Below are 24,276 nucleotides of genomic sequence, written 5' to 3'. Positions count from 1 at the left end.
GCATGGCCGAGTACACCGTGGAGTTCGTCGGCACCGGCGAGTCGATCGAGGTGTCCGACAAGCAGACCATCCTGAACGCCTGCATCGAGGAGGGCATCGCACAGGAGTACTCCTGTCGCGTCGGGATGTGCCTGGCGTGCACCGCCGAGATCGTGGACGGCGAGGTGGCTCAGCAGGCCGCCGTCGCCCGTGCGCTCACCGAGGAAGAGGCAGAGGACTACGCCCTCACCTGTATGGCGCGTGCGCAGTCGGACCTGAAGCTCGACCGCGGCAAGTACCCGCCGAGCATCGAGGAGGACGCGGCATCCGCCGCCGGCGCCGCCGCTGACGACGACTGACGCTCCCCCCCACCATCGCCGTCGGCCGTCTCAGTCACGACGGGACTGACGTCCGCCATAACAGTTTCATCGGTCGGGGCGAAATCCCGCGAGCGTGATACGGGACCGAGGGGCCAGGCTGATCCCACCGGCGCTTGGAGCTGCGGTCCTCGGTCTCGCGGTCGCACACGTGGTCCGCGACGACGACCCGGTTCTCGTTGAACTCACCGAGGCGTCGATTCTCGTCGTGTTCGCCCTGGTGCTCGCGGTCGTCGCCGTTCGCGTCGACCGCGAGCGGCTCGCCCCCCGAGCGCGTGACCCGACTCGTCGCGACCAGCCTCGGTGCCGGGGTCGTCGTCGGCGGGCTCTCGGCGGTGTACGTCGTCTCTCGCTACGCGAGCAACGAGCCGGTCTCCGAGGCCTGGTTTATCCTCTCGATCGGCTGGAGCCTGGGGTCCAGTTCGGGCGGGCTCGTCGGCTACTACGTCGAGCGGGTCCGCGCCGAGCGGGCCGCCCAAGCCCAGTTGACCGGGCGACTCACCGTCCTCCAGCGGGTGCTTCGACACAACATCCGCAACGAGGTGGGCGTCATCCGGGGCGTCGCCGCCTCGGCCGCGGAGACGACCGATCAGCCGCAGGTGGCGGCGGATCTGCGGACGCTGATCGAGCACGTCGACCGGGTACACGAGCTCTCGGAGAAGGCGCAGACGCTCGCGGACCTGTGGAACGTCGGGGACCCCATCGAGACGAACTTGGGAGCCGTCGCGCGCGCGGAGGTGTCCAGCTTCCACGAGGACACCCCCGAGGTCGACGTGCGCACGTCGATACCGGACCGCGCCGTGGCGGTCGTTCATCCGGCCGCCGGGAAGGCGATCCGCGAGGCGCTGGACAACGCGGCCCGTCACAACGACGAGGAGGTCACCGTCACGATCACGGTCGCTGAGGACGGCCCGTGGACGACCGTGACGATTGTCGACGACGGGTCGAGCATTCCGGCCGAGGAACTCGAGGCGATCGCCGAACTGCGCGAGTTCCCGCTCAAACACGTCACCGGGCTGGGGCTGTGGGTCATCTACTGGGTCGTTGAGCTCTCGGGCGGCCGACTGACCATCGAGAACCGCGACCAGCGCGGCGTCCGCGTCGAGATGCGGTTCCGCTCCGAGAACCGCGCTCGCGTGGCGAGCGAGGAGTCATCGAACAGCGACGACCCGGCAGACGACGTCGATACCGCGGGCGACCGCGGACTGTCGGAGGAGTCAGGCCTGCCCAGCGGCGTCCGGCGAGTGTCGGACTAGCGGTTCTGCTCCATCCATTCGACCGCGAAGTCGACGAGCGACCGCATCCGGCAGATCTCTGCCTCGGCGTCACCGACGCGGCCGCGCCACACCCCGTCCTCGCGTTCGGGACCGACACCCAGATCGCTATCCGCTTCCCGTTCAGTAGCGACACCACGTTCGGTCTCGAACGCGGCTTCGATCTCACGGAAGTCGTCGCGCGACTCAGGCTCGGCGAACTCGACCCACTCGCGTGCGCCGTCGACGAGTACCGGACCGCCGTTCGACTCGGGGTCGCCGTCGTAGTCGGCGCGGTACTCCGCGAGGTGCAGCGAGGTGTTCGCGTCGACCCCGATCCGCACGATCAGCGCGTCGAGGTCGTACAGCCGCGCGAGCGGCGAGTCCTCTCCCATCGGGGAGTCGTAGGCGTGGTCGGCGGTTACCCGCTCGGCGTCTGCACCCCACGCCGCGAACGAGGTGGTCGGATGGCGACTCCGGAACGTGCCCGGGTAGTCGCGGAGGCACTCCGGCACCGCGCCCATCCCACGCGTCGGCGTCACTTCGGGGCGGTACGGTGCCGCCTCCGCACGGATCGCGTCGACCCATTCGTCGGGGACGGGGGGGTTCTCCCAGTGCGTCGGGTCGGACAGTTGCGTCGAGTGCGTCGGCACCGCGACCGTCCCGGTCGCTGTCACCGCCCCGAGCAGCGCGTCGACGACGGTCGGAACCCCGCCGGCGACCCACCCGATCGCCGACAGCGACGAGTGAACGAGCGCGGTTTCCCCCGGCGTCACGCCCAGTTCGCGCAGGTCGGCTCGCAGTCGATCGGTCGTCAGCGGCGCGTCGGTTCGGTCGACGACCTCGCGTTCGCCCATGGGCAGACGGCGCCGCCGAAGCTGAAAACGGCACCGGCGGCGTGCTACCCGACGGCACAGTTGTTCGGACCCAACTCGGCCTCGAACGCCGCCGCGTCGTCCATCGACTCGATGCCCAGGTTCGTCGCGACGATGCGCTCGAAGTTGGCCGGCCGCGGCGGGAGGTCCCCGGCGACGCGGGCGACGAACGCCGCTCGGTCGAGCGAGAGGACGTCGAGCTCGGCGATCCGCGCGAGCGGGGCGGCGTAGTCGTTCGCGCGGGCGTCCGCCGGGTCCGCGAAGTGCCCCGGCGCGACGAGCGTGTCGACCGGGAGCGCGAGCAGCCGATCGTGGAGCGTGTCGTACGCCGTCGTCGCACGGTCGCGCGCGCCGTCGTCGCCCGCCTCGAGGTCCGGGCGGCCGACGCTTCCCAAGAACAGCGCGTCGCCCGTGAAGAGCACGTCCCCACGGTCCCCGCCCGGCCGGCGCAGCCGCAGACACGTCAACTCGGTCGTGTGTCCCGGCGCGTGAATGGCCTCGATCACGGCGTCGCCGACGCGGAGCGCGTCGCCGTCCGAGAGGAGGGTCGCATCGAACGCCAGCCCGCGCTCGGTCGCGCCGGCGGGAAGCACCGCCTCGGCGCCGGCGCCGTCGCGGAGGGCGCGGACGCCGCTGACGTGGTCGGCGTGGACGTGCGTGTCGACCGCGTACCGCAGCGTCGCGCCCCGAGCCTCGGCGTCGTCGGCGTAGCGGTCGGCGAACGCGCGCAGCGGGTCGATCGCCGCCGCTTCGCGACCGTCGGGGCCGTCGGCGACGACGAGGTACCCCAGGCAGCCAGAGGAAGGGCGCTGGTACTGGATCACGGTCAGGTCGCCGTCGCCGCCGGGTTCGCTGCCGTCACGGACGATCGGCTCAGCGAGGTACGTCTCGGCCCACGCGTCCATGCCGCCCGCGAGGTTCACCGCGTCGACGCCGGCGGCGGCGAGGTCGCGCGCCACGTCTGCGCTCGCCTTCCCGCGGCCGCAGACGACGACGATCGGTTCCGGAAGGCCTTCGGGCAGCGGATCGGTCGCGTCGCCCGTCGCGGCCGCGGCGACGAAGTTCACGTGGGGAACCTGGCGGGCGGTCACGCCGCGGCCGTCGACGCGCCACGCCTCGAACTCCGGGCGGTCGCGCACGTCCAGCACCGACACCGGGTCGCCGGCGCGAAGGCGCCGCGCGAGTGCCTCGGGTGCGAGTTCGCCGCCCGGCGGGGGACCGAGCGCGGTGACGTGGCTCGGGCCGTCGCCGTCGGTGACCGCGTCGGCGTCAGCGGTCGGATCGTCCTCGTTGTCTCCGCGGTCGCTGTCGCGCATCGCGACGGCTCACTCCCGCGGTTCGAACGCGTGCTTGACGACCTCGCTGTCGTCGTCCCACTCGAACTCGTCGTGGACGCGGGCCAGCCTGTCCTTGTACGCCGCTAGGTCCTCCGAACCCTCCGCGCGGGCGTCCTCGTCGGTGAGGTCGCCGAGCGTGCGGCGGTCGACCGCGGTCACCTCGAAGGTGGTCCCGTCGATCTCGAAGGTGTCGCCCTCCTCGGCGTAGGCGTGGCCGCGGTGGAGCTGCGTCACCGCCCCGTCCCCGGCCAGCTGCTGGACGTGGTCGTTCGGCAGGATCTCGGACGCCTCGATGTGTGCCATACTCGTGTGCTGGTGTCGCTCGGGGGAAACGTTAACGCCACGCTCGGCGACCGATCGACCATGGACGGCGAGCGATTCCGCGCGACCGTCGAATCGGCGAAGGCGACCGAACTGGACCGGTTCGGATCGAACAAGCTCCTCATCGCGCTCACGGACGCGACGCTGGAGCCGGAGGCGGTGCTGCGCGCGGCTGCCGACTCCGAACACGCCGCACACACCACCTTCTCCGGGTGGGCGGCGGACGCGGGCGGCCCCGACGACGACCCGGCCGGCGACGCCGCCGCGGGTCTGTTCGACTGGCTCGCCGAGCGCGAGCGCGAGCACCGCGAGCGCGTGCTCGAGTCGTTGACGGAGCTCGGCGCCGAGCACGACCCGGTCGACGGTGGAGCGATGCACCAGTATCTCCGCGCCCGCGAGGCCCCCGTCGAACGCGTCGCCGCCGGCGCTGTCGGTCGCGGACTCGTCAGCGACCGCTCGCACCTCCAGATCGTCTCGTTCTTCGTCAACGAGGGCGACGAGTCGCGCGCGACCCTGTTCCGCGACCTGCGCACCGAAACCGAAGAGGAACTGAAGCGGGGGCTCGCGCTGCTGGAGGACCTGTGCGCGGACGACGAGGACTGGGAGCGCGCTCGGATGGTCGCCGAGTACGTCGTGCAGATCGCCTACGACGACTACGCCGACGCGCTGACCGGGATGGGGATCGACGTGAAGCCCGTGTGTTGACAGTCGCCTCCGGCCGCGCACGAGTGAGATACCTCCAACCGGCTGTCTCGCCCCGATTTGAGCCGCGTTCGCTGCCAGGCTGGAACCTCGAGCCGGCGTATTGACCGCTCGCGACAGTCGCCACTGCACATGGCGAACACTGCGAAGGGTACCGAACTGTTGGACAAGTCGAACTTGTCGTGGGAGCACGCCGTTCGGAGCGCCCCGGATGGCGCCGATCGAACGCTTCGAATCTCGAAACCGCTGCGTCGGCGGGGTGCACACCTATGCAAAACCGCACGACAGCGGCGGGATACCCGAGCCGAGCGATTGAAGGGAGGCGGCGACGCGGTATCCAGTAATGCGTCACGACCACCTCCTCTCGGCGGGCCAGCTCACCCGGGAGGACATCGAGGCCGTCTTGGACCGAGCGGCCGATCTCGCAGCCGATCCGGGCGCCGTCAGCGACCGGTACGCCGACACGTTGCTCGCACTGTGCTTCTTCGAGCCGAGCACGCGCACGAAGATGTCCTTCGACACCGCGATACAGCGCCTCGGCGGCGACACCGTCGACATGGGGACCGTCGAGTCGTCCTCGGTGAAGAAGGGCGAGTCGCTGGCTGATACGGTTCGCGTCATCGAGGGCTACGCCGACGGGATCGTCCTCCGGCACCCCAGCGAGGGCGCCGCCAAACTCGCCTCGCAGTTCGTCGACGTGCCCGTCGTCAACGCCGGGGACGGCGCGGGCCAACACCCGAGCCAGACGCTGTTGGACCTGTACACGATACGCGAGCGCGCCGGGCTCGACGACCTGACGATCGGGATCATGGGCGACCTCAAGTACGGGCGGACGGTCCACTCGCTCGCCGCAGCGCTCACCAACTTCGACGCGCGGATGCACTTCATCAGCCCCGAGTCGCTGCGGCTCCCGCGGGGCGTCCAGTTCGACCTCCACGACGCCGGCGCGAGGCTCCGCGAGCACACCGACCTCGACGAGGTGCTCGGCGAGCTGGACGTGCTGTACGTCACGCGGATCCAGCGCGAGCGCTTCCCGGACGAGAACGAGTACCAGCAGATCGCCGGCGAGTACCAGATCGACGCGGAGACGCTCGAGCGCGCCCGCGACGACCTCACCGTGATGCATCCGCTCCCCCGCGTCGACGAGATCGCCCCCGACGTGGACGCGACCGAGCACGCCGCCTACTTCGCGCAGGCGCACAACGGCGTCCCCGTGCGGATGGCGCTGTTGGACGGGCTGCTCGGGGACGGCGACGACGGCGGCGCCGGCGGAGGTGCCGCCGCGACGGACGGAGGTGAATCCCGATGAGCGACGCGCCCGAGCGCGAACTCCGCATCTCGAAGATCCGCAACGGGACCGTCATCGACCACATCACCGGCGGCCAGGCGCTGAACGTCCTCGCGGTCCTCGGCATCGACGGCGACGAGGGGGTCGGCGTCTCCATCGGGATGAACGTCCCCTCGGACAAGCTCGGGACGAAGGACGTCGTGAAGGTCGAGGACCGCGAGCTGAGCCAGGGAGAAGTCGACGTGCTCTCGCTGCTCGCGCCGGAGGCGACGGTCAACATCGTCCGCGAGTTCGAGGTCGTCGACAAGAAGCGCGTCGAGCGCCCCGAGCACGTCGTGGGGTTGCTCACCTGTCCGAACCACAACTGCATCACGAACGCCGACGAGCCGGTCGAGTCCGCATTCGAGGTCGTCGACGACGGCGTCCGCTGTGAGTTCTGCGGCGAGATCGTCCGCGAGGACATCGGCGACCACCTCGCCGTCCACTGACGGCGTCCCCATCGCTCGTCGAGCGTCGAACCGGGCGCCGCTTCGGAAACGCCTATTCCGTTCGGCCCGCCACGATTCGACATGAGTCTCATCGACACGCTCCGCCGTCCCGAGTACACCGGCGAGAACCGGTGCGGACCGTGTACCGTCCTCAACGTCGCAGCCGTCGTCGTCGCGGCCGCCGTCGCCGCGACGCGACGACGGTCGCTCGCTGTCCCCGTGGTCGCGGTCGGCGCGGCGCTCGTCTACCTCCGGGGGTACGTCGTCCCCGGGACGCCCGCGTTCGCGCCGGATCTCGTCCGGTCGCTGGGCATGGAAGATCGCTTCCGCCACGTCGCCGTCGACGGTGGCGACCCCGAACGCCGCCGGGAGTCGGACGACCTCGTCGCCGACACCGACCCGCAGGAACTGCTGGGCGCGATGTTCCGCCACGGCGTGATCGAGGAAGGGGAGGGTGGCGACGACGCGCTGTACCTGACCGAGGCGTTCGAGACCGCCTGGCGCGAGGAGATGGAGACGCTGCGGGCGGCGACGCCCGACGACCTCGTCGAGGCGACCGCCGAGGTCGTCCCCTTCGAGGGGACGGGCGAGCGAAAGTACGACGGCGTCGCCGTCGAGGGCGAGGGGGGTGCAGTTTGGCTCCAGCCGACGAACGCCACCGGCGACGTGGCCGCCGTGCGCGCGATGGCGCGCCTGGACGTGCCGGCGTCGCTTCGCGCGCCGGCGACGACGCCGCTGCGGCTGTTCACGCCCGAGTGTCCCGCCTGCGGCGGCGACCTCGATGAGCGCACCGTCGCCGACGGCTGCTGCGGCGGGACGATGGGACTCGACGACACTCCGACGCGAGACGTGCTCGCGTGTGTCGACTGCGATGCGGAAGTACACGTGTTCGACGACCGCGGCGACGATGCCGACGTGTGACCGCCGGCGTCGGTGTCGATCCCGGAACCGGTCTCGAGGACGGGCCAGCCCAGGGCGGAAACGATTAGTGCCCGCCGCCTGAACACTCGGCTATGTCCGGCAAATCCAAACTCGTCGTGCTGTTCGGTGTCATCGTGCTCCTGTACGTCCTCTTCAGTTCGGACAGCGAACCCGTCGAAGTCGAAGTCGAGAGCGAGGACTGAGCGCGACCTGCCGACTGCTCTCCGGTCGGCTCCACTGACGCTTCGTTCTCCCGATTCTTTCGAAACACGTACCCTCACGAGCGGCCAAGCGTCCCCATGACCGAGTACGGCGTCGTCACCCGCAACGCAGAGGAGACGGAGTGGCCGGACTTCGATGTGGCGTTCTACGAGGTGAAAGACGTGACCGGCCGCTCGGCCGAGCCGATCGAGACGGCCGTGAACATGGTGTCGTGTTTCGGAGACAACGCCGCCGCGGACTCGAACCCCGATCTCGTGCCCGTCGACGCCGACGGTCGGTCGGCCACCCGTGACCTGCCGTACTTCGACTGGGCGTACATCTGCCCGACTCACGAGGAGTACCGTCGCGGGCTGCTGGAGATCGTCGAGGACTGCGCGACCGTCAACGGCGACGTTCGGCTCGACGACGTCGGCTTTCCGCGTGAAGGCTTCTGTCGGTGTGACCGCTGCGAGCGGCAGTTCGCCGAGAGCGGCCACGACGAGTGGACCGAGTGGCGCGCCGAGGTGATCACCGAGTTCGTCGCGGAGGCGGCCGAGCGTATCCCCGGGCACACGTACCTCACGCTGTACCCCGACCCGTATCCGGGACACCTGTACGACCGCGCGGGGCTCGACCTGGACGCGCTGGCCGCGCACGTCGACGAGTTCGTCGTCCCGCTGTACGACACTCACTACGGGACGACATACTGGCTGGAGACGATCGCGAAGGGGTTCGAGAGCCGACTCGCCGAACTCGACGTCGCGTTCTCGGTCGAGCTGTACGCCGTGAACGTCGAGATCGACGAGCTGAATCACGCCGCCGAGGTCGCCGCCGAGTACGGCGAGGACGTGTTCTTCGGCTACGACGCGAGTCAGGCCGTGGCTGCGCTTCGTCGAATGAAGGCGGACGCGCGAGAGGGCCGGAGCTACGGAGAGGGAGGCGGCCAAGAAGAAGGAGACGGCGACGACGACCCCCTCGACGAATCGGCGTGAGGAAGGCGGCGCGTCCTCGCGTGGCGGAGGCGACGCGCTACGACAGCGGCCCGTAGGCGAGCGCCCAGATGACGGCGATCGTCAGTAGGAAGACGACGCCGGCGACGCCGGCGAGGAGGAACAACAACCCGCCCGTCTCTTTCTTCTGGTCCTGATCAGCCATACGTAACGCACGGGTCCAGACCACAAAGGTCGCTCGGCGGGGTCTCCGTGCGCGCACCGCGCTCGCTTCCCGCACGACACCGCGCTCGCGACCCACCGTCGCGCCCGTGACTCGCATCAGTATTCGCGTAGCGAGTGAATCTTTTCACCGAGCCTCCCGTAGCCCGCTCATGACTCTCTACGATAGACTCTACGAGCTGTACGCGGAGTTCGACACGGAGACGCTCCGCGCGTATCGGGAGTTCGTCGACCTGTTCCCGCCGCTGGACTCGCGCGTCGCGCTCGACAGTTGGGACGACGCGAACGCCGAACTCTCCGATCGGCGCGAGCGTATCGAGCGCTCCTTCGGCGCCGGCGGGGCGACGCTCGCGGAGGTGGCGTCGATGGCCGACCGCGAGTCGGCCTTCACCGCGCTCGATCTCCACGGGAAGTACGGCAGAGCGCTGAACGCGCTCGTGCTTGACGTTGACGAAACACTGCGATCGGCGGGTGACACGGACAACGAAATCCCCCGCGAGACGCTTCACCTGCTCACCGAGTTCGCCGAGCGGGGCGTCCCGCTTGTGATCTGCACCGGGCAGACGCTCGAGAACGTGAAGGGCTTCCTCATCCAGGGCCTGGGTAACGAACTCGTCCACTCCGGCGACGTCTCGGTCGTGTACGAGGCCGGCGCGGGCGTGTTTACCCCGGGCAGCGGCGCCGACACGAAGCGCCTGCTGTACGACGATCTCGTGGACGACGTGCGCGGCGTCGTCGACGACGTTCGGGACGGCGTGCTCCGGGAGGCGCCCGAGCGCGTCCGCCGGGGCTGTCACCTCCAGGGCAACGAGTTCAACGTCACGCTCAAGCCGAATCACGAAACCGGCAGCGACGACGCGGAGGCCGTCATCGACGAGGCGATGGTCCACCTGCTCGGGCTCGTGGGGAGCGCCGCGGGCGAGCGCCTCGGCCTTGATGACGGCCCGGCGGCCGCGCGGGCGTACTACGCGGGAGACGACCCCGAGATCGCTGGTGCGATCGATCGAGCCGGCGCCTCGGCCGACGGCGACGTGCCGGAGGCGGCGGCGTCGCTGTTCGACCGGCTGGAGGTCGCGCTGTACCGCGCCGACGCCGCCGAGCTTGCCGCCGCCGACCTCCACAAGGCCGCCGGCGTCGAGGCGTCGCTCGACGTACTCGGCGTGGACGACCCGTTCGTCTGCGTCATGGGCGACTCGAAGTCCGACCTCCGGGTGATGGAGTGGGCCGAGGACACCGACTCCGGCGTCGCAGCCGCGCCCGAACACTCCTCGCGGAACGTGTTGGAGCACGTCCGGAGGACCGACGACCTCGTGTTCGCGCCGGGCGCCGCATCGGACGTGCTCCGGACGATGTACGCGTGGGAGTGCCTGGCGGAGTTGAACGGGAGCGATTGAGCGAGGAACCAGCCGTTTGAAGCCCCCCGCAGGCACTCGTTGGAGCATGACCGTCCGCATCATCGGCGCGCCGACCGACTACGGCCAGGACCGACGCGGCGTCGACATGGGCCCGTCAGCGATCCGCTATGCCGGCCTCTCGGACGCGCTGGCGTCAGCGGGCGTCGACGCTATCGACGCCGGCGACCTCACGGTGCCCCGCGCGGAGGAGCGGGACCCGGACGCCCGACAGCCGAGCGAGGGGAACGCGAAGTTCCTGCAGGAGATCGAGGAGGTCACGACCGCACTCACCGACAGAGTCGCCGACAGCGTCGCTGCCGGCGAAACACCGCTCGTGCTCGGCGGCGATCACTCGGTCGCGATCGGCTCGCTGTGCGGAAGCGCGCGCGACGCCGAGATCGGCGCCGTCTGGTTCGACGCCCACGGCGACTACAACACGCCGACGACCTCCCCCTCCGGCAACGTTCACGGAATGCCGCTCGCGGCCGCACTCGGACACGCCGAGTGGGACGGCGTCGACTGGGCGAACGCCCACGGCCTGCGCGAGGAGAACGTCGCCTACGTGGGCCTGCGCGCGCTCGACGACAGCGAGCGCGAGGCGATCCGAGCCACCGAGATGACGGCGTACACCATGTCCGACATCGACGAGCGCGGGATCACCGACGTGGTGGAGGCGGCCCTCTCGGTCGCCGGCGACGGCGTCGACGGCGTCCACGTCAGCCTCGACATGGACTGGCTCGACCCGACGATCGCGCCGGGCGTCGGCACGCCCGTCCGCGGCGGCGTCACCTACCGCGAGGCGCACCACGCGATGGAACTGGTCGCCGAGACCGACGGCCTCCGCTCCATGGAGGTCGTCGAGGTGAACCCCGTCCTCGACGAGTCGAACGAGACTGCCTCACTCGCGGTCGAACTCGCCGCCAGCGCGTTCGGCAAGCGGATCCTGTGACTCCCGCCCCCTCGACCGACTGACCTCGCGCGAACACGGAATCGCCAGTGGACCGCGGTTGTGTGGCGGGAGAACGAGCGGACGACAGCGGCTCCGCGCCTATTCGTCGTCCGGGGTGTCCGTGGCCCGTTCGCTGGAGACGCGCTCGGCAGGAAGCACGTCGATAGCGGCGACCGTGTCGCCCCCGTCGAGGTCCATCACGGTGACACCCATCGTGTTGCGGCCGATCGTCGAGATGTCCTCGACGCGCGTTCGCATGATCTGCCCGCCCGCGCTCATCGCGAACAGGTGGTCGCCGAACGTGACCGCTTCGACGGCGCAGACGGGGCCGTTTCGCTCGTTCGTCTTGATGTCGATGAGGCCCTTGCCGTTGCGGCTCTGGGTGCGGTACTCCGCCAGGTCCGTCCGCTTCCCGTAGCCGTTCGCTGTCACGGTGAGCACCCAGTCGTGTTCGTCCTCGTCGATGGCGGCGACGCCGGCGACGCGGTCGTCGCCGGTGAGGTTGATCCCGCGGACGCCGCGAGCGGTGCGGCCCATCGACCGCACCTCGTCCTCGTCGAACCGGATCGCCATGCCGCCGCGGGTGCCGATCACGAGGTCGCGTTCGCCGTCGGTCACCTCCACGTCGACGAGTGCGTCGCCGTCTTCCAGCTTGATCGCGCGAATGCCCGTCGAGAGGATGTTCTCGAACTCGTCGCCGGCGGTCCGCTTCACGTAGCCGCCCTCGGTTGCCATCGTGAGGTACTCGTCGCCCGTGAGATCGGCGGTGTTGACGACGGCCGTCAACTCCTCGTCGCCGTCGAGGTCGAGCACGTTCACCGCCGACTTCCCGCGGGCGGTGCGACCCATCTCGGGCACTTGGTACGTCTTCAGCTGGTAGACGCGGCCCTGGTCGGTGAAACACAGGAGGTAGTCGTGGGTCGAGGCGAGGAACACCGACGAGACCCGATCCCCCTCCTTCAGGTCGGCGCCGATGATCCCCTTACCGCCGCGGTTTTGCGCGCGGAAGTCGGCCGCGGGCATCCGCTTGATGTAGTCGTCCTCCGAGAGCACGACCACCGACTCCTCCTCCGGAATGAGGTCCTCGTGGGTGACGGAGCCGGTGTCCTCGACGAAGCCGGTGCGGCGGTCGTCGTCGTACTTGTCTTTGATATCGCGCAGCTCCGATTTGATCACGTCGAGCAGCTCCTGCTCGGAGTCGAGGATCTCGTTCAGGCGCTCGATGGTCGCCTGCACGTCCTCGTACTCGTCTTCGATCTCGGCGGCTTCCATCGAAGTGAGCGAGCCGAGCTGCATCCGAACGATGTGTTCGGCCTGCTCCTCGCTGAACTCGAAGGTACTCCGGAGGGCCGTCTTCGCGGCGTCGCGGTCCTCGCTCTCGCGGATCGTCTCGACGACGTCCTCGGCGTTCTCCAGCGCTTTCAGCCTCCCCTGGAGGATGTGCGCGCGGTCCTCCGCCTCCTCGAGGTCGAACTGCGAGCGTCGGGTCACGACCTCCTTGCGGTGGTCGATGTAGTGTTCCAGGGTCTCTTTCAGGGTCAGGACCTTCGGCTGGCCGTCGACGAGCGCGAGGTTGATGACGCCGAAGGTGGACTCCAGGTGATGCTCAAGCAGCTGGTTTTTCACCACCTCGACGTTCGCGCCGCGCTTCAGTTCGATGACGACGCGCACGCCCTCGCGGTCGGACTCGTCGCGCAGGTCGGAGATGCCCTCGATGACGCCCTCGTTCACGTCGTTGGCGATGCGCTCGACGATGCGGGCCTTGTTCTCCTGGTACGGCAGTTCGGTGACGACGATTCGCTGGCGGTCGTTGCCGTACTCCTCGACGTCCATCTCGGCTCGCACGCGGACGCGACCGCGGCCGGTCGTGTACGCCTCGCGGACGGAGTTGCGACCGACGATGTTGGCGCCGGTCGGGAAGTCGGGGCCCTCCACGTGCTCCATGAGGTCTGCGACCGTCGCGTCGGGGTCGTCGATCAACTCGATCGTCGCGTCGATCACTTCGCCGAGGTTGTGCGGCGGCACCTTCGTCGACATCCCGACCGCGATGCCGGTCGAACCGTTGACGAGGAGGTTCGGGTACGCCGCCGGCAACACGTCCGGCTCCGTCAGGCGGTCGTCGTAGTTCGCGGAGAAGTCGACCGTGTCTTTTTCGATGTCGGACAGCAGTTCCTGGGCGATGTCGGCCATGCGGGCCTCCGTGTACCGCATCGCCGCGGCCGGGTCGCCGTCCATCGAGCCGAAGTTCCCTTGCCCGTCGACCAGCGGGTAGCGCATCGAGAACGTCTGGGCCATGTTGACGAGCGTGTCGTAGATGGCCTGGTCGCCGTGCGGGTGGTAATCACCCATCGTCTCGCCGACCACGGAGGAGGACTTCCGGTGGCTGGTGTTGCTGGTGACGCCCATCTCGTGCATCGCATAGAGGATGCGCCGGTGGACGGGCTTCAGCCCGTCGCGAACGTCGGGCAGCGCTCGACCCGCGATGACCGACATCGCGTAGTCGATGTACGACTGCTCCATCTCGTCTTCGATGCGGACGCGGTCGATCTGGGCCGCTCGGACGTCGTCGGGGTCCACGTCGGGAACGTCGGAACTCATCGATACACCTCAGTCGTCGTGTGGTCGTGTCGCGTCATACGCGGTACCTGCATCAGATGTCCACCCATTCCGCCTCGGGGGCGTGCTCCTTGATGAACTGTTTGCGCGGCTCGACCGAGTCGCCCATCAGGACGTTGAACATGCGGTCTGCGGCCGCGGCGTCGTCGATCGTGATCTGCTTGAGCACCCGGTTCTCCGGGTTCATCGTCGTCTCCCACAGCTGTTCGGGGTTCATCTCGCCCAGCCCCTTGAACCGCTGGACCTGGTCGGGGTTCCCGTCGCACTTCTCCTCGACGATCGCCTCGCGTTCGGCCTCGGTCATCGCGTCGTAGGTGGTCCCGCGGTAGCGGATGCGGTACAGCGGGGGTTGGGCGGCGTACACGTAGCCGGCCTCGATGAGCGGGCGCATGTGGCGATAGAACAGTGTGAGCAAGAGCGTCCGGATGTGCGCGCCGTCCACGTCGGCGTCGGTCATCATGATGACCTTGTGGTAGCGCGACTCCTCGATGTCGAACTCGTCGCCGATCCCGGTGCCGACGGCGGTGATCATGTTGCGGATCTCGTCGTTCTGGAGCACCCGGTCGAGCCGGTGCTTCTCGACGTTGAGGATCTTCCCGCCCAACGGGAGGATCGCCTGGAACTCGGGGTTGCGGCCCTGCTTGGCCGAGCCGCCCGCGGAGTCGCCCTCCACGATGAACAGCTCCGAGTCCTCGGGCTCGCGCGACTGGCAGTCGGCCAGCTTCCCGGGCAGCGCCGTCGACTCCAGCGCCGACTTCCGTCGGGTGAGTTCCTCGGCCTGCTTGGCCGCCTTGCGAGCGCGGGCCGCCTCTGCGGCCTTGTTCACGACCGTCTCGGCCACGTCGGGGTGCTCCTCGAAGAACGTCCCGAGTTGCTCGTGGACCGCCGATTCGACGATGCCGCGAACCTCCGAGTTACCCAGCTTCGTCTTGGTCTGGCCCTCGAACTGCGGGTCGGGGTGTTTCACGGAGATGACAGCGGTGAGCCCCTCGCGGACGTCCTCGCCCTTGAGGTTGCCGTCGAGGTCGCCGATGAGTCCGTTGTCGTTCGCGTAGTCGTTGACAACCCGCGTCAGCGCGGTCTTGAAGCCGGTGAGGTGCGTTCCCCCCTCGCGCGTGTTGATGTTGTTCGCGAACGCGTGGACCGACCCCTGCAACTCGTCGGTCGCCTGCATCGCGACCTCGACCTGCACGACGCCGTCTTCGGCCTCCTCGTCGGCGTCGAAGTAGATGACGTCCCGGTGCAGCGGCGTCCGCGTCTCGTTGAGGTACTCGACGAACTCGCGGATGCCGCCTTCGTAGTGGAACGTCTCGCTCGTCTCGTCGCGCTCGTCCACGAGCGAGATCGTGACGCCCTCGTTGAGGAACGCCAACTCGCGGAGGCGGTTCGCGAGGGTGTCGAACGCGAAGTCGGTCGTCTCGAAGATGTCCGTGTCGGGCCAGAACCGGATCGTCGTTCCGGTCTCCTCGTCCGGGTCCATGTCCCGAACGCGCTCGAACGCGCCTTCGCCCGGTTCGCCGCGGTTGAAGCGGTGCGTCCAGACGGCGCCGTCGCGCTTCACCTCGACGTCCAGCTGCTCGGAGAGCGCGTTGACCACCGAGACGCCGACGCCGTGGAGGCCCCCAGACACCTGATAGGACTTGTTGTCGAACTTCCCGCCGGCGTGGAGGACGGTCATGATGACCTCCAGGGCGGGCCGGTCGTACTTCTCGTGGGTGTCGACCGGGACGCCCCGGCCGTCGTCGGAGACGGAGACGGAGCCGTCCTCGTGGACGGTCACCTCGATCTCTTCGCAGTACCCCGCGAGCGCCTCGTCGATGGAGTTGTCGACGACCTCGTAGACCAGATGGTGGAGGCCGCGAGAATCCGTAGAACCGATGTACATCGCCGGACGCTTGCGGACGGCCTGGAGGCCCTCCAGCACCTGGATCTGCCCGGCACCGTACTCACTATCCCCTGAATCTGACATAGGAACCTTACTGCCCCCTAACGGAGCCCCGGTTATAAGTCCTCCCACGCGCGCGCGTGAGCGCCCCGTGATACCGTCCGGTGGTCGCGCTCGTCCCGTCCCCTTGCGTCGATCCTTCGCGCGCTGTGTGCGGCTCAAACGGCCTGAACGCGCGGTCAGCCGATCGCAGTGTCGTCCGCCCGATAGATCGCCGACGCCGCGCCCTCGTCTGCCCGCGGCTCCCTTCGTCGCGGCGGGCGTTCGGCGGGTTCACTTCCACCGCGGTGAGGACACGGTTATAACCCCACGTCGGATAGGGATTGCCACGAGAATGACGTCGTTCCAGTCGCAACTCGGCGAGGACCAGGGGATCGCCGACGAGCTGGCCGAGGGCCAGCGGGAGATCTCCATCGCCGAGTTCTTCGAGAAGAACAAGCACATGCTCGGGTTCGACTCGGGCGCCCGCGGGCTGGTCACCGCCGTCAAGGAGGCCGTCGACAACGCGCTCGACGCCTGCGAGGAGGCGGGCATCCGTCCCGATATCTACGTTGAGATCAGAGAGGTAGGCGACTACTACCGTCTGATCGTCGAAGACAACGGCCCCGGGATCACGAAGGCACAGCTCCCGAAGGTGTTCGGAAAACTCCTGTACGGAAGTCGTTTTCACGCCCGCGAGCAATCGCGCGGCCAGCAGGGGATCGGCATCTCTGCGGCGGTCCTCTACTCCCAGCTCACCTCGGGCAAGCCGGCGAAGATCACCTCGCGGCCGAAGGGCGAGGTCGACGCGCAGTACTTCGAGCTGATCATCGACACGGACACGAACGAGCCCGAGATCAAAGCCGAGCGCACCACCTCGTGGGACCGCACGCACGGCACGCGCATCGAGATCGAGATGGAGGCGAACATGCGCGCCCGTCAGCAGCTTCACGACTACATCAAACACACCGCGGTCGTCAACCCCCACGCCCGACTCGAACTGCGCGAACCAGGGCTCGAGGAGCCCCTGAAGTTCGAGCGCGGCACCGACCAGCTGCCCGCCGAGACGAAGGAGATCCGCCCGCACCCGCACGGAGTCGAACTCGGGACGGTGATCAAGATGCTGGAGGCGACCGAGAGCTACTCCGTCTCGGGGTTCCTGCAGGAGGAGTTCACCCGCGTCGGGAAGAAAACCGCCGACAAGGTGATCGACAACTTCCGCGACCGCCACTTCGGCCGGGAGCTGGGTTGGTCGGCCCAGGAGGACGCCGTCGCCGGCGCGGTCGCCGACGCGGTGTCGAACAAGGGCGCCGACGCGACCGACTTCTTCGCGGGCGAGGTCGCGAGCACGCTCGGCGAGCGCGAGCGCACGAGCCACCACGAACTCGTCGGGATCGTCGACAGCGTCGCCGACGCCGCCGAGGACGAGTACGGCACTCGATTCGGGGCGACGGTCCGCGACAACGCCGTCCGGGCCGCGTGGGCCTCGATGACCGCCTACGACGAGGAGTCCGACGAGGACGAACTCACCGACGACCTGTACGGGCTCGTCGACGAGGCAACCTCCACTCGGAAGGACGACGCCGTCGTCGCCGGGATGGCCGAGCGGCTCGCCCGGCGGTTCGCCGCCGCAGACGAGCGAGTGCGCGCGACGTACTCGGACCTCTCGACGCTCGTCGACGAGGCGGCCGACGACACCGAGGAGTTCGACGACGCGACGTTCGGGGAGACCGCCCGCGAGAACGTCGTCGAGGCGCTGTGGTCGCGGATGGTCACCGTCCCCGATGAGGTGCCGAAGGTACGCGAGGTGGCCGCCGACCGCGACACCGCCTCCGAGCTACTGGAGTCGATGCGCGAGACGGACATCCTCGCGCCGCCGACCGACTGCCTCGCGCCGATCACGGCCGAACTCGTCGAGGCGGGCCTCCGCAAGGAGTTCGACGCGGACTTCTACGCCGCCGCCACGCGCGACGCGGAGGTCCACGGCGGCGACCCGTTCATCGTCGAGGCCGGCATCGCCTACGGCGGCGAGTTGGAAGACGGCGGGCAGGCCGACCTGCTCCGGTTCGCCAACCGCGTCCCGCTGGTGTACCAGCGCGGCGCCTGCGCCACGACGGACGTGATCAAGGGGATCGGCTGGCGGAACTACGGGCTCGACCAGCCTGGCGGCTCCGGCATGCCCAACGGCCCCGCGGTGATCATGATCCACGTGGCCTCGACGAACGTGCCGTTCACCAGCGAGTCGAAGGACGCGCTCGCGAACATCCCGGCAATCGAAGACGAGATCGAACTCGCGGTGCGGGAAGCCGCTCGCGAGCTAAAGACCTACCTGAACAAGCGCCGTTCGATGCAAAAGCGCCGCGAGAAGCAGGACGTGCTCGGTCGGATTCTCCCCGAGATGGCCGACAAGGTCGCCGAGGTGACCGGTCGCGAGCGCCCGAACATCGACTCGGCGCTGGCGCGCATCATGAACAACGTCGGGGTCGAACGCGAGCGCGAGGGCGACACTGTGCGCCTGATCGTCGAAAACCACTCCGACCGGACGGAGGAGCCCGACGTGACCGACATCGTCTCCGCGGAGCCGACGGACGTGCCCGAGGAGGCGACCGTCGTCGACCTCGACGGCGAGTGGTTCGTGAAGTGGAACCCGTCCGTCTCGGGCGGCGAGGAGGCCGTCTTGGAGTACACCGTCGCCGGCGACGCCGACTTCGACGTGAACGTCGACGGCATCGAGACCGAGAAGCTGACCGTGAACGCCTGATATGAGCGCAGACACACCCCACACCAAGCTGAACGAGGAGAAGGCCCGCGAACAGCTGATCGACCTCGCGGCCGAGTTCTACGATCAGTTCGAGCACGGAGACATCCCCGAGATGACGCTTCCCACGCGGACGAAGAGCAACATCGTCTTCGACGAGGAGGCGGGCGTCTGGGTGTACGGCGATCGCACCTCCACCCGCTCGGCCAACTCGGTCCGGGGCGCGCGAAAGCTCCTGAAGGCGGTGTACGCCGTCGAATTCCTCGCCCAGCAACTGGACGAGGACCGCTCGTCCACCCTTCGTGAGCTGTACTACCTCTCGGAGTCGTGGGACTCCGAGGAGGCGCAGTTCACCTCACAAGACGAGTCGAACCAGCTGATCGAGGACCTCGAGATCGTCTCGGGCGTCACTCGCGAGGACTTCCACATGCGCCCGGAGGAGTCGGGCGCGAAGGTGATGGGCCCGCTACGGATCCGCGAGCAGACGCGCCGCGGCGACCGCGACATCCACTGTCAGGAGGACGTCGGGCAGGGCGGCTATCAGATCCCCAACAACCCCGACACGATCGAGTTCCTCGACAACGACGCCGAGTTCGTCCTCTGCGTCGAGACCGGCGGCATGCGCGACCGGCTCGTCGAGAACGGCTTCGACGTCGACTACGACTCGATCGTCGTCCACCTCGGGGGGCAGCCGGCCCGCGCGACCCGGCGGCTCACCAAGCGCCTGCACGACGAACTCGACTTGCCCGTCGTGGTGTTCTGTGACGGCGACCCCTGGTCGTACCGCATCTACGGCTCGGTCGCCTACGGGTCGATCAAGTCCGCCCACCTCTCGGAGTACCTCGCGACGCCGGAGGCCCGCTACGTCGGCATCCGCCCCCAGGACATCGTCGACTACGACCTCCCGACGGACCCGCTGGCGGACTCCGACGTGAACGCGCTGGAATCCGAACTCGAGGACCCACGCTTCAAGACCGACTTCTGGGAGGAGCAGATCGAACTCCAACTCGACATCGGGAAGAAGGCCGAACAGCAGGCCCTGGCGGCACAGGGCCTCGACTTCGTCACCGACACGTACCTCCCCGAGCGGCTCGGGGACATGGGCGTGCTCTGAGGCGCCCGCCCTACCGCCGTTCGAACGCCGGTTCGCGCTCCCGCTCGCCGTCGCCGCGCAGTCGGGCCAACTCCGCGTCGACGTCGTCGCCGACAGGCGATCGGCCGGATTCGTCGGCGCAGTCGGCACAGTAGACGTTCTCGCCCGATGCCGTCGTCCGCACCGGAACCCCGGCGACGTAGAACCGCCTCGCGTAGCGGCGGTGCTCTCCGCGAAACACCCGCCGGCCGCAGTCGGCACACGGCTCCGGCGGGTTGCGGACGCGCTCGCGCGCGACGGTCTGTGCCGTACCGAACGTCCCGGGCGATTCGAGCCCGTCGCGGGCCACCTGGGGGATCGCGACCGCGACCAGCGCCGACAGGACGAACGCGAGTGCCCCGAGCACGGCGGCGAACACAGAGAGGTTCGCGAGCACGGCCGCGCCGACCCAGACGGCGCCGCCGAACACGAACAGGCCGGCGACGGCCGCGGCGGTCACGGTGGCGAGGTCACGCCCGCCGTCTCCGTTGCCGGAGAGGGACCGTTCGGTGCCGTCGGCGTACACCACGCGGCGCGGCGCCCCCGAAGTGTAACGATACAGCGCGTACAGGAGGTTACCGATCCCGCCGGTCAACAGGAACAAGACGACGTGGACCGGGAGCCGGCCGACGCCGCGCTTGCGGAGGACGACCCGCTCGCCGTCGTCGTCGACAGACTCCCAGCCGTTCGCGCGGAGGTCGTCGACGCGCCGCCGGAGCCACGCGCGGTCCTCCGCGCTGGGTGACTCGCGCCCGCGTGGGCCGTCCGCGTTCGAACGAACCGGACGGCCACAGCACGAACAGAACCGGTCCTCGAGGTCGATTCGGGTTCCGCAGCCGTCGCAGGTGCGCGAGCGGCCGGCCGCCGACGATCTGGAGGGCATCGATCGGGAAGTCACTCGGCTGTCGACAAGTAGCTTGCGTGCAGTGTCGCTGTAAGGTGGGTTCACCGCGGTTGCACCCTGTCGGGCTCCAGCCCCGCGGCGACGCGCGCGAGGCGCTACTCGGCCGACTCGTCGAGCGCGACCGGCACCCCCCGCTTCGCCACATCGCTTGCGAACGACGCCGAGTCGGCTTCCAGGAACGCCTGGGTGTTGTAGTGGATCGGGACGACGAGGTCCGGGTCCATCCGGTCGGCGAGCGCCGCCGCCTCGGCGCCGCTCATGCAGACGGAGCCGGAGATGTTCGCGAGAAACAGCGATGCGTCGAGTTCGGCGAACGCGGCGAGCGCGTCGGAGTCGCCCGGCCAGAACACCGAGGTGTCGTTCGCGCCGACGGTGAAGCGGTAGCCGACCCCCAGTCCCTTCGGGTGGGGGACGGCGCCGTCGTCGTTCGCGTGCGGCCCGTCCGGATCGTTGTACGCCGGCACGGACCACACGTCGCCGACGCCGTCGACGGCGACGTGGTCGGTCTCGTCGACCCGAACGACCTCGAACGGGAGGTCCTTCAGCGGCTTCACGTCGCGCTCGATTCCCGCGGGGTCGACGCCATCGTACACGACGACGGTCGCGTCGTCGGCGGCGACGCGCTCGATTCCCGCGGAGTCGTAGTGATGGTCGTGGGTGACGAGGACGAGATCGGCGTCCATCGGACGGTGATCGGTGGCGCGGGGATGGGCAGCCTCCTTCGGGTTGCCGCCGCCGGGCGGGGTCCACTCGCCGGTGAGCACGCCGTAGCGGCCGGGGTCGGTGTAGGCGACGGTGCCGTCCTCGCTTTCGATGCGCGCGGTGGCGTAGCCGTACCACGTGACCCGCAGGTCGTCGTGTCTGACCGTCATACCAGTCGGTCGGGCGGGACGCGTCTATAAGTACCGCTCCGCCAGCGGGCCGGCGGAGAAGCCGACCGCGAACAAGAACAGAACGGTCGTGAGCGCGGCGAGGCGAAGCGTCGTCGGGACCGTCGACCCGCCGGCGGCGACGAGGGCGGTCGCGACGAGCGCCGCGAGCGTCGCGGCGGCGAGCAGCACCTGCAGGGGGTACTCGGCGACGATTCGGCGTGTATCCATATCGACCGCAGGGCCGCCCTCGGGTAGTGTCTTGTCACTCGGCTGCGGCCGTGCCGTCTCGTCCCGTCACTCATCGCTTGCGAGTCGCCGGACGCGGGCGAGCGAATCGGCGGCTTCGGGCGCCTTGTCTTCGCGGACCGCGAGGAAGCGCGGGAACCGCAGCGCGTGTCCCGACTCGTACGTCGGCGACGTCTGGATCTCCTCGTAGCCGACCTCGAACACCACCTCGGGCGCGACGGTCACGCTCTGACCCGACTCCGCGCGCACGTGCGGCTCCAGTCGCTCGGTGAGGTCGGCCAGCTCCTCGTCGGTGATGCCGGTCGCGACGTTCCCGACGGTGGCGTACGCGGCCCCGGAATCGACGGACTCGTCGGCATCGCGCTCGCCGTCGCCGTCGTCGACACGCACGCTCACCTCGAAGGTGCCGAACAGCTCCGCCCGCCGGCCCTCTCCCCACTCGGCGCCGGTGACGACGAGATCGAGGGTTTCCACGTCTGGCTTGCGTTTGAGCCACTCCCTCCCGCGGTTTCCGGGGTCGTACGTCGACTCCGGGCGCTTCAGCATCACGCCCTCGTGCCCGGCCGCCAGCGCGGCCGCCTCGAACGCCTCGATCTCCTCGGCGTCGTCGGAGACCCGCAGCTCAGAGACGCCCTCCCCCAACACCGCGCTGAGCCGCTCGTGGCGCCCAGTCAGCGGCGCGTCGAGGAGATCGTCGCCGCCGGCGTGCAGGCAGTCGAACGCCCGAAGCTCGACGCGCACCTCCTCGCGCATCCGGTCGACGTCGTGTTTGCGCCGGAAGCGTCGGAGGATCTCCTGAAACGGGAGTGGCTCCCCGTCGTCGTCGACCGCGACGGCCTCGCCGTCGAGGATCGCCGGCGCCGTCGCGTGTTCGCGGACGTGCTCGACCAACTCCGGGAGGGCGGCGGTCACGTCCTCCATGTTGCGCGAGTAGATCGAGACCGGCCCGTCCGCGGGGTCGGCGGGAGTCGCGCCGTCCTCGCCTTCCTCGTCGTCTACGCGGTCCTCGTAGTGGATCTGTACCCGCGCGCCGTCGTACTTCGTCTCGACAGCGACGGCGTCCCACGCGTCGAGCGCGTCGGCGACGGTGCCCGCCTGCGCGAGCATCGACCGGACCGGCCGGCCGACCGACAGCGAGACCTCCCGCAGCCCCGACTCGCCCTCGTCGCGGGCGATCCGAGCGACGCGCCCGTGGTCGTTCGTCACCTGCAGCGCGCGTTCGACGAGCGCGACCAGTTCCCCGGTACGGTCGTCGTCGTCGTCGCGCTCCTCCGTCGGCGTCGTGACGGACGCGCCGAGGAACGCCGCGGCGGTGGCGTCCCGGAGCGTACCGGAGCCGACGCCGATCCGCATCTCCCCGAGGACGAGCCGAGCGAGGTACTTCGCCTCGACCGGGCCGGCGCGCGTGAACAGCCCGAACAGTGCGTCTTCGCGGAACGACTCGCTGCCGTCACCGGTCGCCTCCGCGACGGCGACCAACTCGTCGTACACATCGCGGACGGTCAGGTCGTCGTCTCCCGCCCCGCCGGTCGCGTCGCCGCCGGCGAAGGCCCCGAGACCGGTCTGTCCGCCCAGATCGAGCCCCGCGGCGACGGCGCCGATCTCGCCGGTTTCGGCGAGTCGATCCTCGATGTCACCCGCGGTGACGTTCGCGCCGGCCGCGCGCGCCAGCGCGGCGTGACACAGCGACGGCCCCACCGAGAGCGTCCGCCCGTCCCACCCGGGGAACACCGCCCCGCGGAGGAACCGCGCGACGATCGCGAGATCGTCGTCCGCCGCGGGCCCGGCCCCTTCGGTGTCGCCGCCGGAGGCCGGTGTCGCACCGCCGGCCGCCGTGAGCGCGTCGGCGACGAGCGCCACGGTGTCGAGGGCACCCGGCTCGGCCGCGATGGCTTCGCCGCGTTCGGCGAACGTGTCGAACTCCATGCCCGACCGGAGTCGGCCGGCGAGAATAACTCCGACGACTCGCGCCCATCCGCGGGCCACGACCGTTCGTCGACTCGTAGTCGGCTGTCAGGCGTGACTGCCGCCGGCGGTCGTCCGTCGCGTCAGGCCAGATCGCCGGGGGTCGATTCGAGATCCGCCGCCGTCGGGTCGGCGGCGTCGCGCCGGATCGACAGTTGCTCGTCGAGCCACTGTTCCTGCCGGTCGCGACCGCCGATCCCGGCCAGCGGCTCGACGGTCTCCGCCTCGGCGGCAGCGATCCGGCTGAGCAGGCCGCCGCGCTCCTTCAGCGCGTCGCGCATCGACCGATCTGCGAACACGACGACGCGGTCGAACTCGTGTTTGCGGACGCGGGAGGCGACGTCGGCGACGACCTCCATCGACCACCGGGCCTGCGCGGCCGGCTCCAGTTCGGCGAACTCCCGATCGACGCCCTCGACCTCCTCGTCCGGGTCGATCACGCCGTGGCGCTCCGAGAGGACGACCCACTCGTCGCAGACGAGCTCGGCGAGCTCGGCCTTCTTCGTGAAGAACGCTGTCGCGTAGCGATCGGCTGCCGCCCCCCGCCCCCGAAACGGACAGGCGCCGGCCTGCACGAGCCCGAAGGTCTCCATACGCGGGGA

22 protein-coding genes are annotated in these 24,276 nt (G+C 69.4%); 11 read left to right on the top strand and 11 right to left on the bottom strand.

What is annotated here, in order from left to right:
* Positions 1-2: 2 nt before the first annotated feature.
* Entirely contained in the window at positions 3-338 is a 336-nt protein-coding gene (locus P0Y41_RS04590; protein WP_284062795.1) for a 2Fe-2S iron-sulfur cluster-binding protein, read from the top strand.
* Positions 339-631: 293 nt separating this feature from the next.
* Complete coding sequence (locus P0Y41_RS04585) at positions 632-1,612, top strand: sensor histidine kinase (RefSeq protein ID WP_284062794.1); 981 nt, start codon at positions 632-634, stop codon at positions 1,610-1,612.
* On the opposite strand, the gene P0Y41_RS04580 is transcribed toward P0Y41_RS04585, so the two are convergent.
* From P0Y41_RS04580 to P0Y41_RS04570, 3 genes are read right to left on the bottom strand one after another with little or no spacing between them, the layout of a single operon-like run.
* Entirely contained in the window at positions 1,609-2,466 is an 858-nt protein-coding gene (locus P0Y41_RS04580; protein ID WP_284062793.1) for an AAC(3) family N-acetyltransferase, read from the bottom strand. The genes P0Y41_RS04585 and P0Y41_RS04580 overlap by 4 nt on opposite strands.
* A 44-nt stretch (positions 2,467-2,510) precedes the next feature.
* Positions 2,511-3,800, bottom strand: a complete 1,290-nt coding sequence (locus P0Y41_RS04575) for an MBL fold metallo-hydrolase (RefSeq protein WP_284062792.1) — start codon at positions 3,798-3,800, stop codon at positions 2,511-2,513.
* A gap of 9 nt (positions 3,801-3,809) precedes the next feature.
* Entirely contained in the window at positions 3,810-4,124 is a 315-nt protein-coding gene (locus P0Y41_RS04570; protein WP_284062791.1) for an ASCH domain-containing protein, read from the bottom strand.
* A 60-nt stretch (positions 4,125-4,184) separates the two neighbouring features.
* On the opposite strand from P0Y41_RS04570, the gene P0Y41_RS04565 reads away from it, so the two are divergent.
* The 5 genes from P0Y41_RS04565 to P0Y41_RS04545 all read left to right on the top strand — a co-directional run bounded on the left by P0Y41_RS04565 (position 4,185) and on the right by P0Y41_RS04545 (position 8,734).
* On the top strand, positions 4,185-4,847 hold the full coding sequence (locus P0Y41_RS04565) for a rubrerythrin family protein (RefSeq protein WP_284062790.1): 663 nt from the start codon (positions 4,185-4,187) through the stop codon (positions 4,845-4,847).
* A 340-nt stretch (positions 4,848-5,187) separates the two neighbouring features.
* Entirely contained in the window at positions 5,188-6,153 is a 966-nt protein-coding gene (pyrB, locus tag P0Y41_RS04560; RefSeq protein ID WP_284062789.1) for an aspartate carbamoyltransferase, read from the top strand.
* On the top strand, positions 6,150-6,620 hold the full coding sequence (pyrI, locus tag P0Y41_RS04555; protein WP_284062788.1) for an aspartate carbamoyltransferase regulatory subunit: 471 nt from the start codon (positions 6,150-6,152) through the stop codon (positions 6,618-6,620). Before pyrB ends, pyrI begins: the two co-directional genes overlap by 4 nt.
* Positions 6,621-6,701: 81 nt before the next feature.
* The gene (locus P0Y41_RS04550; RefSeq protein WP_284062787.1) at positions 6,702-7,541 is read left to right on the top strand and encodes a DUF8054 domain-containing protein; all 840 of its coding nucleotides are present in this window, start codon (positions 6,702-6,704) and stop codon (positions 7,539-7,541) included.
* A gap of 299 nt (positions 7,542-7,840) precedes the next feature.
* Positions 7,841-8,734 (top strand): alpha-amylase family protein, encoded by an 894-nt coding sequence (locus P0Y41_RS04545; protein WP_284062786.1) that lies wholly within the window; start codon positions 7,841-7,843, stop codon positions 8,732-8,734.
* Positions 8,735-8,771: 37 nt separating this feature from the next.
* Here P0Y41_RS04545 and P0Y41_RS04540 read toward each other — a convergent pair whose 3' ends face one another.
* Positions 8,772-8,897 carry a hypothetical protein gene (locus tag P0Y41_RS04540; RefSeq protein ID WP_284062785.1) on the bottom strand — a complete coding sequence of 42 codons (126 nt, stop codon included), beginning with the start codon at positions 8,895-8,897 and terminating at the stop codon, positions 8,772-8,774.
* Positions 8,898-9,066: 169 nt separating this feature from the next.
* Here P0Y41_RS04540 and P0Y41_RS04535 point away from each other — a divergent pair, with 169 nt between their 5' ends.
* The gene (locus P0Y41_RS04535; protein ID WP_284062784.1) at positions 9,067-10,308 is read left to right on the top strand and encodes an HAD family hydrolase; all 1,242 of its coding nucleotides are present in this window, start codon (positions 9,067-9,069) and stop codon (positions 10,306-10,308) included.
* Between the two features lie 46 nt (positions 10,309-10,354).
* Positions 10,355-11,257 carry an arginase gene (gene rocF, locus P0Y41_RS04530; RefSeq protein ID WP_284062783.1) on the top strand — a complete coding sequence of 301 codons (903 nt, stop codon included), beginning with the start codon at positions 10,355-10,357 and terminating at the stop codon, positions 11,255-11,257.
* A 99-nt stretch (positions 11,258-11,356) separates the two neighbouring features.
* Here rocF and gyrA read toward each other — a convergent pair whose 3' ends face one another.
* Positions 11,357-13,855, bottom strand: a complete 2,499-nt coding sequence (gyrA, locus tag P0Y41_RS04525; protein WP_284062782.1) for a DNA gyrase subunit A — start codon at positions 13,853-13,855, stop codon at positions 11,357-11,359.
* Positions 13,856-13,907: 52 nt separating this feature from the next.
* Positions 13,908-15,842, bottom strand: coding sequence for a DNA topoisomerase (ATP-hydrolyzing) subunit B (gyrB, locus tag P0Y41_RS04520; RefSeq protein WP_284062781.1), 1,935 nt, complete (start codon positions 15,840-15,842; stop codon positions 13,908-13,910).
* A gap of 310 nt (positions 15,843-16,152) precedes the next feature.
* On the opposite strand from gyrB, the gene P0Y41_RS04515 reads away from it, so the two are divergent.
* Positions 16,153-18,558 carry a DNA topoisomerase VI subunit B gene (locus P0Y41_RS04515; protein WP_284062780.1) on the top strand — a complete coding sequence of 802 codons (2,406 nt, stop codon included), beginning with the start codon at positions 16,153-16,155 and terminating at the stop codon, positions 18,556-18,558.
* Position 18,559: 1 nt separating this feature from the next.
* Positions 18,560-19,669 carry a DNA topoisomerase IV subunit A gene (locus tag P0Y41_RS04510; protein WP_284062779.1) on the top strand — a complete coding sequence of 370 codons (1,110 nt, stop codon included), beginning with the start codon at positions 18,560-18,562 and terminating at the stop codon, positions 19,667-19,669.
* A gap of 10 nt (positions 19,670-19,679) precedes the next feature.
* Here the strand turns inward: P0Y41_RS04510 and P0Y41_RS04505 are convergent, their stop codons facing one another.
* The 5 genes from P0Y41_RS04505 to P0Y41_RS04485 all read right to left on the bottom strand — a co-directional run bounded on the left by P0Y41_RS04505 (position 19,680) and on the right by P0Y41_RS04485 (position 24,267).
* Positions 19,680-20,570: a DUF8108 domain-containing protein gene (locus tag P0Y41_RS04505; protein ID WP_284062778.1), complete on the bottom strand. Its 891-nt coding sequence runs from the start codon at positions 20,568-20,570 to the stop codon at positions 19,680-19,682.
* 116 nt (positions 20,571-20,686) lie between these two features.
* On the bottom strand, positions 20,687-21,463 hold the full coding sequence (locus P0Y41_RS04500) for an MBL fold metallo-hydrolase (RefSeq protein ID WP_284062777.1): 777 nt from the start codon (positions 21,461-21,463) through the stop codon (positions 20,687-20,689).
* Positions 21,464-21,487: 24 nt separating this feature from the next.
* Positions 21,488-21,691, bottom strand: coding sequence for a hypothetical protein (locus P0Y41_RS04495; RefSeq protein ID WP_284062776.1), 204 nt, complete (start codon positions 21,689-21,691; stop codon positions 21,488-21,490).
* 66 nt (positions 21,692-21,757) lie between these two features.
* Positions 21,758-23,635, bottom strand: a complete 1,878-nt coding sequence (gene ligA / locus P0Y41_RS04490) for an ATP-dependent DNA ligase LigA (RefSeq protein ID WP_284062775.1) — start codon at positions 23,633-23,635, stop codon at positions 21,758-21,760.
* A gap of 122 nt (positions 23,636-23,757) precedes the next feature.
* Positions 23,758-24,267, bottom strand: coding sequence for a DUF6884 domain-containing protein (locus P0Y41_RS04485; protein ID WP_284062774.1), 510 nt, complete (start codon positions 24,265-24,267; stop codon positions 23,758-23,760).
* Between the last annotated feature and the right edge of the window lie 9 nt (positions 24,268-24,276).

The sequence above is a fragment of the Halobaculum halobium genome (genome assembly GCF_030127145.1).
Classification (GTDB): domain Archaea; phylum Halobacteriota; class Halobacteria; order Halobacteriales; family Haloferacaceae; genus Halobaculum; species Halobaculum halobium.
The sequence above is the reverse complement of the archived record's forward strand: the minus strand, read 5'-3'. Positions and strand labels throughout refer to the sequence as shown.